The 14785-nt window shown below is 71.0% G+C and carries 10 protein-coding genes; 5 read left to right on the top strand and 5 right to left on the bottom strand.

What is annotated here, in order from left to right; all coding sequences use genetic code 11:
- Positions 1-46: 46 nt before the first annotated feature.
- The gene (locus AC07DS_RS19610; RefSeq protein WP_145881428.1) at positions 47-544 is read left to right on the top strand and encodes a glycosyltransferase family protein; all 498 of its coding nucleotides are present in this window, start codon (positions 47-49) and stop codon (positions 542-544) included.
- A 13-nt stretch (positions 545-557) separates the two neighbouring features.
- Here AC07DS_RS19610 and AC07DS_RS19605 read toward each other — a convergent pair whose 3' ends face one another.
- Together AC07DS_RS19605 and AC07DS_RS19600 are read right to left on the bottom strand one after the other, a co-directional pair.
- Positions 558-2528: an N-acetylmuramoyl-L-alanine amidase gene (locus AC07DS_RS19605; RefSeq protein WP_479146919.1), complete on the bottom strand. Its 1971-nt coding sequence runs from the start codon at positions 2526-2528 to the stop codon at positions 558-560.
- Between the two features lie 324 nt (positions 2529-2852).
- A complete protein-coding gene (locus AC07DS_RS19600) occupies positions 2853-3998 on the bottom strand; it encodes an aminoglycoside phosphotransferase family protein (RefSeq protein ID WP_479146918.1) in 1146 nt (381 codons plus the stop codon).
- Between the two features lie 308 nt (positions 3999-4306).
- Between AC07DS_RS19600 and AC07DS_RS19595 the strand changes: the two genes are divergently transcribed.
- Positions 4307-5800, top strand: a complete 1494-nt coding sequence (locus tag AC07DS_RS19595) for a DNA-binding protein NsdB (protein ID WP_479146916.1) — start codon at positions 4307-4309, stop codon at positions 5798-5800.
- Positions 5801-5894: 94 nt separating this feature from the next.
- Here the strand turns inward: AC07DS_RS19595 and AC07DS_RS19590 are convergent, their stop codons facing one another.
- Positions 5895-7331: a PP2C family protein-serine/threonine phosphatase gene (locus tag AC07DS_RS19590; protein WP_479146914.1), complete on the bottom strand. Its 1437-nt coding sequence runs from the start codon at positions 7329-7331 to the stop codon at positions 5895-5897.
- A 347-nt stretch (positions 7332-7678) separates the two neighbouring features.
- Between AC07DS_RS19590 and AC07DS_RS19585 the strand changes: the two genes are divergently transcribed.
- Positions 7679-8092, top strand: a complete 414-nt coding sequence (locus tag AC07DS_RS19585) for an SsgA family sporulation/cell division regulator (RefSeq protein WP_479146912.1) — start codon at positions 7679-7681, stop codon at positions 8090-8092.
- A gap of 139 nt (positions 8093-8231) precedes the next feature.
- Positions 8232-10256 carry a phosphocholine-specific phospholipase C gene (locus AC07DS_RS19580; protein WP_479146910.1) on the top strand — a complete coding sequence of 675 codons (2025 nt, stop codon included), beginning with the start codon at positions 8232-8234 and terminating at the stop codon, positions 10254-10256.
- On the opposite strand, the gene AC07DS_RS19575 is transcribed toward AC07DS_RS19580, so the two are convergent.
- A complete protein-coding gene (locus AC07DS_RS19575) occupies positions 10246-11271 on the bottom strand; it encodes a Gfo/Idh/MocA family protein (RefSeq protein WP_479146908.1) in 1026 nt (341 codons plus the stop codon). The two genes, AC07DS_RS19580 and AC07DS_RS19575, sit on opposite strands and share 11 nt — an antisense overlap.
- A 147-nt stretch (positions 11272-11418) precedes the next feature.
- Entirely contained in the window at positions 11419-12513 is a 1095-nt protein-coding gene (locus AC07DS_RS19570; RefSeq protein WP_479146906.1) for a baeRF3 domain-containing protein, read from the bottom strand.
- 422 nt (positions 12514-12935) lie between these two features.
- Here AC07DS_RS19570 and AC07DS_RS19565 point away from each other — a divergent pair, with 422 nt between their 5' ends.
- Complete coding sequence (locus tag AC07DS_RS19565; RefSeq protein ID WP_479146905.1) at positions 12936-14657, top strand: fatty acyl-AMP ligase; 1722 nt, start codon at positions 12936-12938, stop codon at positions 14655-14657.
- Positions 14658-14785 lie beyond the last annotated feature (128 nt).

Raw genomic sequence — 14785 nt, 5'->3', positions numbered from 1 at the left:
GGTGCCCACACGTCGCCGAGTGTGCTCGGGCACGTACCATGGCCGCATGTCGTTCCTCCGCCGCCGCAGCGCCACTCCCGCCGGACCCGACTTCGACGTTCTGGCCATGGACCCGGGCGACTGGCCGGGCAACCTCGGCGCGGGCCTGCTGCCCGCCCCCGACGGCTCCTGCCAGGGCGTCTTTCTGCGCTACGACCTGTTCGGCGGACGCGGCCCCGCCATGATCATCGGCAACCTCCCCGAGGGCTCCCCGGCCCGGGAGGTCGCCGAGGGCGAGATCCCGTTCGAGGTGGGCCAGCTGCTGCTGGCGCTGGAGAACGACGAGGAGGTCACCGTCGTCGGCATCGAGGACACCCCGGTCCTCCAGGGTGACAACCTGCTGATCGTGCGGCGGCTGAAGCTCTCCGAGAGCCGGATCTCGTGCGTCCAGTTCGACCGCAGCGACGGCGTCCTCGTGACCATCGCCGCCTGGGACCGTCCGATCACCGACGACCTGTACGCCCTGCTGAAGCCGCTCCCGGCGGAGCTGTTCCAGCAGGGCTGACGGCCGGTCCCGGCTAGCCCGCGGCACCCTCCAGACGGACGTCCGCGGCACGCACGAACGCCACCCGGTGGCCGTACTGGATCTCGTAGTACAGGTCCTTGCCGACCACGACCCGGTGCGAGTCGGTGGTGAAGGTGACCGCGTAGTAGTACTCGCCCGGCACCACGTCACCGACCACGTACTTCTGCCCGGCCGGGAGCGTGTACGGCAGCGCCACCACCGACTGGGCGGGCACCCCTGCCGGGTAGGCCTCCTTCTCCGGGTACGCGCGGCCGTACACCGGGACGCTTGTCAGACCGTCCTTCGGGGTGACGACGAGACCGGACGCCGGCACCGCAGTGGGCTGCTCGGCCGGATTCTCGAACCAGGCCTTCTGCCCCAGGTACCAGATCGCCGTCCAGTCGCCCCAGCGGTCGGCGACCGCGTACTGCTGGCCGGTGGAGACCCGCGACGACAGATCGTTCACCCCGTCGGTCGGATCCGTCTTCAGACCGATGTCCTTGATCAGCGGGGCGTTCTCGTCGTGGTCGGAGTACAGCCGCACCTCGCTGGACCCGTGCACGGCGCAGGGCTCGCCCTTGGTGGTGCAGCCCGTGTACACCGGCTCGTTGTCGGCGTAGTCCGGGCGGATCGTCACCATGCCGGAGTACTTGCCGCCCGTGGCCCTGAAGGGGTGGCCCAGCAGCTGGAAGTAGTGCCGCCAGTCCCAGTACGGGCCCGGGTCCGTGTGCATCCCGGGGATGGTGGAGGCGGTCGGGCCCGGCACGGTGTCGTGGCCCAGGATGTGCTGCCGGTCCAGCGGGATGCCGTACTTCCGGGACAGGTACTTCACCAGGCGCGCCGAGGACCGGTACATCGCCTCCGTGTACCAGGCGTCCGGCGCCGCGAGGAAGCCCTCGTGCTCGATGCCGACCGACTTCGCGTTGATGTACCAGTTGCCCGCGTGCCAGGCCACGTCCTTCGCCTTGACGTGCTGGGCGATCAGACCGTCGGTGGAGCGGATGGTGTAGTTCCAGGACACATAGGTGGGGTCCTGGACCAGGTTCAGCACCCCGTCCCAGGTGCCCTCCGTGTCATGGATGACGATGTACTTGATGCTCTGCGAGTCAGGACGGTCGCCGAGGTCGTGGTTGCCGTAGTCGTTGTCCCCGAACTCGGAGTACGGCGCCGGGATCCACTCGCAGGACACCGAGTTCGGGCACTCGACGTCGTCCGCCGTGACCGTGCGCAGCCCCGCCCGCCGGAGCTGGGCGGTGTCGGCGAGGAGGTGCGGCCGGGCGGCGAGGGTCACCCGCTGGCCGTCGTCCGTGGTGCGCCGCTCACCCGTCCGCAGTACGTCGTACACGTCGTTCGCGTACGCGCGCGCGGTCGCCGTGTCGTCCGCGCCGGAGAAGCGGGCCACCGCGCCGTACCATTGGGCCGGGTCGGCGCTCGCCGGCTCGCCCTGCTCCTTCTGGGCCGCGGCGAGCAGGGCAGCGCCGCCGGCGATGTTGGCGGCCGGGTCGGTGCGCAGCTCGGCAGCGGGCAGCCCCGTCAGCCCGGCCGCCCTGGGCAGCGTCCTCAGGCGGGCCGGGAGCGCGGAGTTCCCGGGCACCTTGATGTGGGGGTGCAGGGCGGGGCGGGCGCTGTCGCCGCGTGCGTCCTCGGTGCCCTCGGCGAGGTGCTCGGTGGTGGCGAGCGCGGTGCGGGCGTCGGTGAGGTGCATCGGTCCGTAGCCGCCGGTCACACTGGGCGCCCCGGCGTGCGAGTCCCAGCGGGACTGCAGATAGGAGACGGCCAGCAGGACGCTCTGCGGCACGTGGTACCGGGCGGCCGCGTCGGCGAAGGCGTGCTGGAGCCGGCCGGCCGAGGAGTCCGGCGCGCTCGGGGCGGGGGCCGCGCCGAGCAGCGGTAGCAGTAGGGCGGCGGAGGCGAGCGTACCGGCGCTTCGCCTCAGGTGTCTGTGGCCGGGTGTGGGCGTGGGGTCGGTGGCGGATCCTCGCAAGTGCGGCCTCCTGTGACGGGCGGGCGGCGGGGCGTGCGGCTCCGAGCTGGATCAGTGGTACCGGCTTGCCGACGATCCGTCAATGATGCCTTCGGATACCCGATTTCCCACGTCACGAAGGGTTTCGGCGAGTTTCGCAGCGGCGGTGCACCGGGCCTGCGGGGCGTCAGTGGCGTACACCAGTGACCGTCGCCCGCAGCCGGCCCTGTCCTGGACAGATCCTTGGGCCGTACATGTGAAGGGCCCTAGCGTACGAAGGGCCCGAACACACGAAGGTCCGCGGTGCGCCGCCGCTCTGGGCGCACCGCGGAGCCGTCGTCCCCGTCAGCGAGTGCCGACCGCCGCGCGCACGGCCCGACGGGCCAGCTGGCAGTCGTCGTGCAGCCGCCTGAGCAGCAGCCGCTGTTCCTCGCCGGACGGCGCAGCACCCGGGTGGGTCGTACCCGGTGCCGCCGGGGCCGTATCGTGCATCGAACGCTGCACGGCCGTCTCGTACGTACGGATCTCCCTCGTCAGCAGGAGCATCAGGTTCACCAGGAAGGCATCCCTGGAGGCAGGGCCCGCCGACTGGGCGATCTGACTGATCTGACGCCGCGCCACCGGCGCGTCCCCGAGGACCATCCACAGCGTCGCCAGGTCGTACCCCGGCAGATACCAGCCCGCGTGCTCCCAGTCCACCAGCACTGGACCGGCTGGTGAGAGCAGGATGTTCGAGAGCAGGGCGTCGCCGTGGCAGAACTGGCCCATCCCCTGGCGGCCCGCCGCGTGCGCGATGCCGTGCAGCAGCTTCTGCAGGTCCCCCAGGTCCCGGTCGGTCAGCAGGCCCAGTTCGTGGTACCGGGCGATGCGGGCCGCGTAGTCCAGGGGGGCGTCGAAGGTGCCCGCCGGGGGGCGCCAGGCGTTCAGCCGGCAGATGGCGCCGAGCGCCGCCCGGATGTCCGGCCGGGGCGGAGCCTCCAAGGGATGCCGCTGGAGCGCCGCCACCCGGCCGGACATGCGCTCGATCACCAGCGTGCAGTTGTCCGGATCCGCTGCGATCAGTCTCGGCGCCCGCACCGGTGGGCGGTGCCGTACGAACGAGCGGTATGCGGCTATTTCGTGGCGGATCCGCTCCGCCCAGGCGGGCGATTGGTCGAGGAGACACTTGGCCACGGCCGTGCTGCGTCCGGTCGTCCCGACCAGAAGCACGGAGCGTCCGCTGCGGCGCAGCACCTGCACCGGAGCGAACTCCGGACAGATCCGGTGCACCGAGGCGATCGCGGTGCGCAACTGCGCGCCCTGGGGTCCGGACAGGTCGAGTCGCCCGCTGAGCGGCTGGGATCCGGGCTGCCCCGGAACGCGTCGCGGTCGGCCCGCGCCCAGCACGGGTGCTGCCGGCCGCGCCGCCGGGTCGAGGAACGGCCCGCCGCCCGCCGGGCGGGGACGCAGGGGCCGGGGCGGAGCGGACACGGAGGACGATGCTGCGTACATGGGAGATACAGATCCCTTCGTGTGCCTGCGGTGCCTGCCTGTACATCCATGCTCGAAACCCCTGTGCGAAGTGGATACGCAATGCGGGTGCTTCGAGTTCATACGCCCACCCGTCCCGGTCGCCCGGGTACACCCTGGGGAATGCACCCGTCACTGGGAGGGCGACCGGGTCGGGGTGGCGCGTTCCTACCTGACACCCGATGCCCAGTGGCACACCATCTGGCGCACCCTGGCGAACCGTGGCGAATAGTCGCCCGGCAACCTCCACGGGGCTACTGTCAACTCAGCCGAGAACCTGGGGGCTTGACGTGAGCGGACAACCCAACGCCCGCCTATCGGACCTGTTCGGCCTGGCCGGCTGGTCCAAGGGCGAACTCGCGAGGCTGGTCAACAAGCAGGCGGCGGCCATGGGCCACCCCCAGCTTTCGACCGACACCTCCCGGGTGCGGCGGTGGATCGACATGGGAGAGATCCCGCGCGATCCCGTACCGCGGGTGCTGGCGGCCCTGTTCACCGAGCGTCTCGGCCGTGTCGTGACCATCGAGGACCTCGGTCTGGTGCGGCACGGGCGTACGGGAAAACGGCAGGGCGACGGGAATGCGGAACATCCCGACGGAGTGCCGTGGGCGCCCGAACGGACCGCCGCGGTCCTCACCGAATTCACGGGAATGGACCTCATGCTCAACCGACGCGGCTTGGTGGGCGCGGGTGCCGCGCTCGCCGCGGGATCCACACTCAGCAGCGCCATGTACGACTGGCTGCACGCCGACCCCACACTGAAGGCCGACGCCCCTGTCCTCGACGATCCCCTGCACGCCGACCCCGCTGGGTTCGACCGCTACGAGGCCGCCCCCATCGGGTCGCAGGAGATCGAGGAACTGGAGCGTTCGGTCGAGGTGTTCCGAGCCTGGGACGCCGCCAGAGGCGGCGGGCTCCAGCGCAAGGCGGTCGTGGGCCAGCTCAACGAGGTGGGCGGCATGCTCGCCTACCACCACCCACCCCATCTCCAGCGGCGCCTGTGGGGCGTCGCCGCCAACCTCGCCGTCCTCGCGGGCTGGATGTCGCACGACGTCGGCCTGGAGCCCACGGCCCAGAAGTACTTCGTCATCGCCGCCCACGCCGCCCGCGAGGGCGGGGACCGGCCGCGCGCCGGGGAGGCCCTGTCCCGGGCGGCCCGGCAGATGGTGCACCTCGGCCGGCCCGACGACGCGCTGGACCTGATGAAGCTCGCCCAGTCCGGTGCGGGGGAGCGGCTGCAGCCGCGTACGAAGGCCATGTTCCACACCATCGAGGCCTGGGCACAGGCGTCCATGGGCAAGGGCCAGGCGATGCGCCGCACGCTCGGACAGGCGGAGGACCTCTTCATCTCCGACCGTCAGGACCTGGAACCGCCGGACTGGATGCAGACCTTCAAGGACGAGGATCTGTACGGCATGCAGGCCCTCGCCTACCGCACCCTGGCGGAGTTCGACCCCGGTGCGGCCGCGCACGCGCAGTACTACGCGGAGAAGGCCCTGGCCCTGCGTATCGACGGGCGGGAGCGGTCGAAGATCTTCGACCATCTCTCCATGGCCTCGGCCTGCTTCATCGCCGACGACCCGGAACAGGCCGACCGCTACGCACGGCTGGCCCTGATGTCGATGGGCTCGAACTCCTCGCGCCGCACCTGGGACCGACTGCGGCAGATGTACCGGCTCACCGCCGAGTACTCCGGCTACCCGAAGATCCACGCACTGCGGGAGGAGATCAGGCTCGTCCTGCCGAAGCCGAAGGGCAGGGCGGACAACAGCGCACAGGCATAAGGGCGGTGCGCCGTTTTTTCTGCAGAGCACCCCAGGACGGCTGATCAGTTTCGGATCAGGTCGGGAGCAGGTCCGGAACGTCAGACCGGTCGGCTCATGAGGTGACCTTGGCGACGAGCACACAGGCGTCGTCCTCGCGCTCGGCTCCGCCGAACTCCTCCACCACCGTCCGCACGCACTCCTGCGCGGTACGCGCCGCGCCGAAGCGTGGGGCGAGGTCGAGCAGGCGGTCCACGGCTGTGGCGCTGCCATGCCCGGACACCAGTCCATCGGTGTGCAGCAGGAGGAGGTCGCCGGGCTCCAGGGGCACTTCGGCCTGCCCGTAGGTGGCACCCGTGGTGGCGCCGAGCAGGACGCCGTCCGGTGCGTTCAGCATGCGCCCCGTCCCGCCGCGGTACAGCAGCGGGGCGGGGTGTCCTGCCTGCGCCCACACCAGGGTGCGGGTCTCGGGGCGGTAGTGGCAGCACACGGCGCTGCCGAGGGCAGGCTGCACGGTGGCGTCGAGTAACTGGTTGAGCATGGCCAGCAGGGGGCCGGGCTGCGTGCCGGCCATGGCCATGCCGCGTACGGCACCCAGCAGCATCGCCATGCCCGAGGTGACGGCGACGCCGTGCCCGGTGAGATCGCCGACGCTGAGCAGGGTCGCGCCGTCGGACAGCTCCAGCGCGTCGTACCAGTCGCCGCCGATCAGGGAGCTCGTGGCGGCCGGCAGATAGTGGGCGGCGAGGTCGAGGGTCCGCGGTCCCTGGTGCGGGAGCCGCAGGGAGCCGCGCCATGGGGGCAGCACGGCTTCCTGCAGCTCGACCGCGAGCCGCTGCTCGGTCTGCGCCTGCCGCTGGTGGTGCTGGAGCGAGTCACGGGTCTCGCGCACCGTCAGCTGGCTGCGGCGCAGTTCACTGACGTCACGCAGCACGGCCCACATCGAGGTGGTGCCGCCGTCGCCGCCGAGCACGGGCTCGCCCATCATGTGCACGGTCCGCACGGAGGCGTCGGGCCGTACGACACGGAACTCGCCGTCGATCGGCCTGGCGTCGACCAGGCAGTCCGTCACCATCCGGGTCAGCGCCGCCCGGTCCTCCTCCAGGACCAGCGAAGGCAGCTCGTCCAGGGTGAGGGCGGGACCGGCCGGGTCGAGACCCAGGATCTGGTACAGCTCCCCGGACCAACTCGCCTCATCCGTCAGGAGGTTCCACTCCGCGCTGCCGACACGGCTGAGCAGCGAGGCGCGCGGGGCTCCGGCGGCTGCCGTCGGCCGGACGACGGGCGTGTCGGCCGGCCCGTCCGCCGGGGCGGGCTCCGGCCCGTCCCGCAGCTGTGCCAAGTGGGCGTCCAGGTCGTCGAGTTGGTGCAGTGCAAGGTCGTACAGCGCCCGCTGCCAGCGTTCCTCCGGGTCCGATCCGACGCTCTGCGCGTCCCGCCGTACGGCGTCCATGTCGCCCTTGAGCCGCCGCGCCTGCGTGATCAACGCCTCGACCGAGCCGCGTCCGGGCGGTTGGGCGGCTGAGGGGTCCGCGGAGACTGGGGACGGCATGACGCACTCCGGAGGGGGGTGGAACGGCCAGGGGGACGGAGGGACCGTTACGACTGTTGCACAGCCCGCCACGCCCTGTAAGGGATTTGGCAACACACGATACGGTGGTGCTTCGGGCATATGCCAGAGTCTTCCCGGGCTGATCCGAGGATACGGATGGCGTACGTGCGGGCCGGTTCAAGTCGTAGGACTTCTACGGGACTTGACTCATATCGGAGAGCCCCGCTCGTATGCTCAGTCGACTGTTCGACGCTCGGATGTTCCATGATGGCGCCGACTGCTCGATCCGCACCAACTCTGTCTGGATTTGACGTCCTGTGACGGGCCTTCGCGGACTCCTTAATGGCATGGACATCTTCGTCGAGCAGCCCGCCCACGCCCGCCTCATCACGGCCGAGGACCGGGAGGTCCCGGTGTACGCGCTCCTGCGCTACGCGGCGGACGATCCGCTGGCCGTCTTCGTGGACTTCCCGCCCGAGGCCACCCTGGCGGGCGACGACGTCACCTGGACCTTCGCCCGCTCCCTGCTGGACCAGGGTCTGCGGGCCCCGGCCGGACACGGGGACGTACAGATCTGGCCGTACGGCCGCACCCGGACGGTCCTCGAACTCCATTCGCCGTGCGGCCTCGCCCTGCTCCAGTTTCCCACCTCGGCGCTGCGCCGCTTCCTGCAGCACACCTACACCGTGGTGCCGGCCGGGCAGGAGGACGTCGGGGCGGTCGTGGAACGCGGTCTGAGCAGCCTTTTCGGCGGTGTGTGAGCCCCTGCAGGGGCCGGTGCCGCGACTTTGACCTTTATTCACTCATGCCTCACCGCACGGCTGTGGACCTCGACGATCACCGCGTGCACCCTGGCGCGCGGTGTGCCGCAGGGGCACTCCGCTGACGAGGACGGGGCGAATGACACCGATCAGCCGAAGAGGCTTCGTGGGACTCGGCGCATCCGTGGCGGCAGGCGTGGCGCTGGGCGCCGGCACCCGCACCACGGCCGCGGCAGCGACTGCCGCGACCGGCACGATCAAGGACGTGCAGCATGTGGTCATCCTCATGCAGGAGAACCGCAGCTTCGACCACTACTTCGGGCGCCTGAAGGGTGTCCGCGGCTTCGACGACCGCAGCGGCATCACGCTGAGCGGCGGCTACCCGGTCTTCGACCAGCCGAACGGAACGGGCCGCCAGTACCCGTGGAAGCTCAGCGCTACCCCGGCCGCGGGCGGCAAGGACGGCGAGACCCTCGCCCAGTGCAACGGCGACCTGCCGCACTCCTGGTCCTCGCAGCACTCCGCGTGGAACAAGGGCCGCCTCGACAACTGGGTCTCGGGCGTCGGCAACGTCCGCTCGCTGGGCTACCTGGACCGCTCCGACATCCCGTTCCACTACGCGCTCGCCGACAACTACACGATCTGCGACGCCTACTTCTGCTCCACCCTCAGCGCGACCGGCCCGAACCGCACCTACCTGTGGAGCGGCAAGGTCGACTCCTCCAGCTACGACGGCGGTGACGAGTCGGGCCTGACCTGGCAGAACTACGCCGAGGCGCTGCAGGCAGCCGGGGTGACCTGGAAGGTCTACCAGAACGCGGCGGACAACTACGGCGACAACGGCTGCGCCTACTTCAAGAACTTCACCAACGCCAAGGCGGGCGACCCGCTGCACGACCGCGGCATGTCCTCCGTCCCGAAGGTCACCGGCTCGACGCCGGACGACATCGCAGCCGCCATCAAGGCCGACGTCCTCGCGGGCACTCTCCCGCAGGTCTCCTGGGTGGTCCCCAACCAGGCCTTCTCCGAGCACCCGTACGCCCCGCCCGGCGACGGCGCCCACTTCATCGACCTCGTCTACCGGGCCCTCGCCGCCGACCAGGACGTGTTCGACTCCACCGTCCTGTTCCTCAACTACGACGAGAACGACGGCTACTTCGACCATGTCCCGCCCCCGGCGCCGCCGGCCGGTACCGCGGGTGAGTTCCTCAACGGGGTGCCGTACGGATTCGGCTTCCGCGTCCCGATGCTCGTCATCTCGCCCTGGACGCGCGGAGGGTGGGTCTCCTCCGAGGTCTTCGAGCACACCTCGGTGCTGCGGTTCCTGGAGACCTGGACGGCGGCGATGGGCAAGCCCGCCAAGTGCCCCAACATCAGCGACTGGCGGCGCAGGGTGAGCGGTGACCTGACCGGCGTCTTCGACTTCGCCAACCCGGTCCACGGCTCCGTCTCCCTGCCCGCGACGAGCGTCATCGGCATGGCGACCTGCGGTCCGCTGCCCAACCCGGTGCCGACCGACAACGCCCTGCCCGCCCAGGAGTCCGGCACCCGCCCGGCCCGCGCGCTGCCGTACCAGCCGGGCGGATACCTGGACCATCTGGAGTTCGGGGCCGCCGGCAAGGTCCTTGCCTGGTTCACCATGACCAACCAGGGCGGTCCGGCGGCCAGGGCGGCGCACTTCTCCATCCACCCCAACGCATACCGCGACACCACGCCCTACCAGTACACGGTCGACGCGGGCGGCACCGCCTCCGACTCCTTCAACATCGGCACGGGTTTCGGCGGCGGCAAGTACGACCTGACCATGGCCGGCCCCAACCGCTTCCTGCGCCGCTTCAAGGGGGACGCCACCAGGGCGGGCAAGTCGGCCGAGGTGAGCACCCGTTACGCCGTGGAGCCGGGCACGGGCAAGCTGGCCGTCTACTTCAAGATGACCAACTCGGGTGCCTCCTCGGTGAAGTTCACCATCACCTCCAACCACTACCGCACCGACGGGCCCTGGACCTACACCGTCGCGGCGGGAGCCTCGGCGGAGGACTACTTCAACGCCGTCGCGTACCAGAACGGCTGGTACGACTTCACGGTGACCGTCGACTCCGACGCGACCTGGTCGCGCCGGTTCACCGGGCACCTGGAGACCGGCGCCACGAGCGTCAGCGGCTGACCTCGGCGTACAGGTCCGGGCGCGGCGCGAGTTCGACGGCAACCCGGCCGCGGGTCTCCAGCGCCCGGACCCCCGCCTCCGCGACGGCGGAGGCCGCGTATCCGTCCCAGACGCTCGGGCCGGTGACCTCGCCGCGCCGTGTGGCGTCCACCCAGGCCTGCACCTCGCGGTCGTAGGCGTCGGCGAAGCGGACCAGGTAGTCCTGCGCCACCTCCTCGGCAGCGCTGCCCCGGCGGGTGACCAGCATGGTGTGCTCGTCGCCGATCCGGGCGCTGCCCGCCTCGCACACGGCCTCGCACCGCACCTGGTAGCCGAAGCCGCAGTTGACGAAGACCTCCACGTCGACCAGGGCGCCCTGCTCGGTCTCGAACAGCACGAACTGCGGGTCGACCAGGCCCTCGGGCGCGCCCGCCGAGGACGCCGGGCGCAGCACGGTGACCGCGGTCAGCTCCTGCCCGAGCAGCCAGCGGGCCGCGTCGATCTCGTGCGCGACGGAGCTGTTGATCAGCATGGCGCTGGTGAAGCCGGGCGGGGAGGAGACGTTGCGGTGGATGCAGTGCAGCATCAGCGGCCGGCCCAGGCTGCCCCCGTCCAGCAGCGCCTTCAGCCGCCGGTACTCGGCGTCGTAGCGTCGCATGAAGCCGATCTGGGCTAGCCGGCGGCCGAGCTGCGCCTCGGCCTCCACCACGCGGAGTGCACCTGTGGAGTCGGGCACCATGGGCTTCTCGCACAGCACGGGCAGGCCGCGCTCGAAGGCCGCGAGGAGCGCCTCCTCGTGCGCGGGGCCGGGGGAGGCGATCAGCACGGCCGCCACACCGGGCGCCTGAAGGGCGGCCACCGGGTCCGTGTGCACGGTGACGCCGTCCAGACCGGCCACGGCCTCCTTCGCCCGGTCGGGATCGGGATCGGCCACGGCGGCCACCCTGGCGCCGCTGACCACCTCGGCGAGGCGTCGAATGTGGTCGGCTCCCATGTGTCCGGCACCCAGTACGGCCACACCCAGCAGGTCACCCATGTGCGCGCTCTCTCTCGCCGACGATCACGCCGTAGCGTACGCCGCGGGGGGAGCGCTGCCAGGGGAGCGCGGCTCGGCGCAGCGGCCCCGGGGGAGCCTCGGTGCCGCCGCCCGTCGAGTGTCTCGGTGCCGCTGCCGGGGAGGGTCTCAGTACCGCAGAATACCCGCGATGCCGTTCGCGTCGCCCAGTGTGCCGTCGGGGACGAAGCGCACGTCGGCGCCGGTCTCCAGACACTGCTCCACGATCTCGTCCACGATGTCGTCGCGGGAGTCCAGATCCCCGGGCTCGGCCGGCAAGAGGTGGTCGCCCTGGTCGCGGACGGTCACGCGGTAGTTCTCCTCGACCGCGAGCAGCCTGACGCGGCCGTCCCGGGCGTTCTGCCAGAGCTCGTCCACCCCGGCAGCGAAGGTCTTGCGCCCGCGTGCCGCGGTCAGTTCCCGGACGACGGACGAGGCGTCCTTGCGGGCCTCCGCCTGCAGGACCGGCTTCACGGCCTGCCACACGGCCTCCGGGCCGGCGTGGGCGAGCCCGCCGTGCGGGATCTGTACGGCGGCCTTGGCGGCGCTGCCGACCTCGTCCAGCAGGGACAGGGCCGCCTGCGCGCCGGTGACGTACACCGGACGGGGCTGGTCGCGCAGCACCGTGCTCAGGGCGGTGTCGACCTCGCGCAGGAACTGGCGCGTGCCCTCGTCGGCGTAGATGCTCGGCACGTTGCCGATCTGCTCCCGGCGTTCGGCGTCGAAGTTCTCCCGGATGTGGATCAGCGGGAAGCCGCCGGAATGCTCCTCGAACACCCGGTCGGGGCCGCCGCTCCACAGGGTCACACGGTCGGCGGCGAGCGACAGTACCCAGAAGGGCCGTTCGGCGGCCTGCGCGGAGACCAGGTTGCGGGTGAGGAAGGTGTCCGAGAACACCACCCGCTCGGGGACGGTGCGGGCCAGCGACCAGACCTGGTGCTCACCCGGGGCTGCGAAGATCACCAGGCCGTCCTCGGCGTGCGCCAGGTCCACTTCCGTCAGTGCGCGGTCGAGCTGTGCCACGACGTCGGCGCGCCGCTCCCGGGAGACCGAGGGGTCGGATTCCAGCCGTTTCCTGGCCTCGGCCACCACATTGCGCAGCCGGACCGGGTCCTGGCCGTTCTCGGGTTCGCGACGGTGTGTCGGCGTCAGCACGGACACCGCGGGGTAGGGACGCGGGCGCCGCAGTTCGGCGAGGGTTGCGGGACTCAGTGCGTGCTCCATGACAGAACGATAGGGCGGAATCACCTGTCCGGCATGTGCTGTAATAGCTTGATTTTTACTAACGTTGCGTATCGGTTCCCATGCGGAGCGTGACGAGTGTCACGAGATGCGCGCCGGGCCGTGCTCCCGTGGCCTGTTCACTCATTCGTCACGGTCCGTCAGTTCGGTCAACTTGCTTGGACACGCAGCGTTTACATGTGTTCGACATGTCGGTCATTCGGACTGCTATGGTGCTACTCGCCGGTAGCGCTCTGCTGCGGGGGGATTACGCGGCGCCGTCCGACCCACGGTGCCTGTGCGAGGGGTCGCGTCCGACGATCCGGCAATGAGGCCGGATTGGCCCGATCCCGTGCGTCCGCGTGGCGCGACGCCCAAACTCCTATCTCTGCACACCACCTATTCAGACAGGTGAGACTCGTCCCATGGCAAGTTCCCTGGTCGATCTTGTGACCGCGCACGCCTCGAACCATCCGGAGCGCACCGCCTATCGCCACCTCGTCACCGGTGACTGCGACGGAGAGATCCAGGAACTCACCTACGGCCGGCTGGCCACCCGCTCCCGGGCCATCGCCGCCCGGCTGCAGGAACGCGGACTGGCCGGCTCGCGTGCCATGCTGCTGTACCCGCCCGGCCTGGAGTTCATCTCCGCCTATCTGGGCTGCCTGTCGGCCGGTGTGGTCGCCGTACCCGGCGTGCCCCCGCAGGGCCGCTCCCAGAACCACCGCGCGCTGACCCGGACGAAGCGCCTGATGGCCGACGCGGACGCCAAGGTCATCCTGGGCGGCCGGGACGTGATCACCGCGCTCGACGGCATGGCCGCACACCTGCCCGAACTCGACGCGATAGCCCGGCTGGCCACCGAGGACATACCCGACGACGCGGCCGCCGCCTGGCACGAACCCGAACTCACCGCGGATTCCGTGGCGTTCCTCCAGTACACCTCGGGTTCCACCTCGGCCCCGCGCGGCGTCGTCGTCACCCACGGCAACCTGATGGACAACGAGCGGGTCATCACCGAGCGCATGGGCCACACCCCCGAGGTGCTCGCCGCGCACGACCACGAACTGTTCGTCAGCTGGCTGCCGGTCTACCACGACATGGGGCTCATCGGTCCCGTCCTGAACACGGTGTACCTGGGCGCAACCGCCACCCTGTTCTCGCCCCTGCACTTCCTCCAGCAGCCGTCCCGCTGGCTCACCGCCGTCAGCCGCTACCGCCCGCACACCAGCGGCGGACCCAACTTCGCCTACGAGCTGTGCCTCAAGCACGCCGGCCCGGACCTGCTCGACGGCCTCGACCTCAGCTCGTGGAAGGTCGCCTTCAACGGGGCCGAGCCGGTGCGCCCGGCCACCCTGCGCCGCTTCGCGGACACCTTCCGCCCCGCCGGATTCCGCAGCGAGGCCCTCTACCCCTGCTACGGCCTGGCCGAGGGCACCCTGATGGTGACCGGCGGCGCCGTGGACACCCCGCCGACGCTGCTCGCCGCCGCCGACGGCGCCCCCAACGCCGGCGAGGCCGACGCGGCGGCCGTCGGCTGCGGCCGGCCCGGCCCCGGCGTGAGCGTGGCGATCGTCCACCCCGAGCGGCAGGAGGAGCTGCCCGAGGGCGAGATCGGCGAGATCTGGGTGGGCGGAGCGAGTGTCGCCAAGGGCTACTGGCGCAACGCCCTCGCCACGCGCGAGACGTTCCGCGCCCGACTCCCGGACCGTGAGGGCCGGTTCCTGCGCACCGGCGACCTCGGCTTCCAGCACGACGGCGAACTCTTCGTCACCGGCCGCCTGAAGGACCTCATCGTCATCGACGGCCGCAACCACTACCCGCAGGACCTGGAGCTGACCGCCGAACTGTCCCACCCGGCCCTGCGCCCCGGCTGCACCGCCGCGTTCTCCGTGGACTCCGCCGGCGAAGGCGAACAGCCCGTCCTGGTCGCCGAGATCGCCCCGGACGACGCCGGCGAGTCCGAGAAGATCACCGACCTGATCCGCAGCACGGTCGGCGAGGCCCACGGCCTGTCCCTGCGCGACATCGTCCTGGTCCAGCCCGGCACCATCCCCAAGACCTCCAGCGGGAAGATCCAGCGCCGCGCCACCCGCACGGCGTACGTCGACGGCACCCTCTCCGTGGTGACCGCGCCCGCCGAGTGACACCGCCGCCTCCCGCGCCCCTGTCGGCGCGGGAGGCCCTCGCGGCCGTACGCCGCCCGTTCCGCCGTACCGCACACCCGTCGCCCGGTACGGAATCCAGCATGAGCCCGAGTTCACGAGGACACCTG

Source organism: Streptomyces sp. NPDC044064 (genome assembly GCF_056434245.1).
The sequence above is the reverse complement of the archived record's forward strand: the minus strand, read 5'-3'. Positions and strand labels throughout refer to the sequence as shown.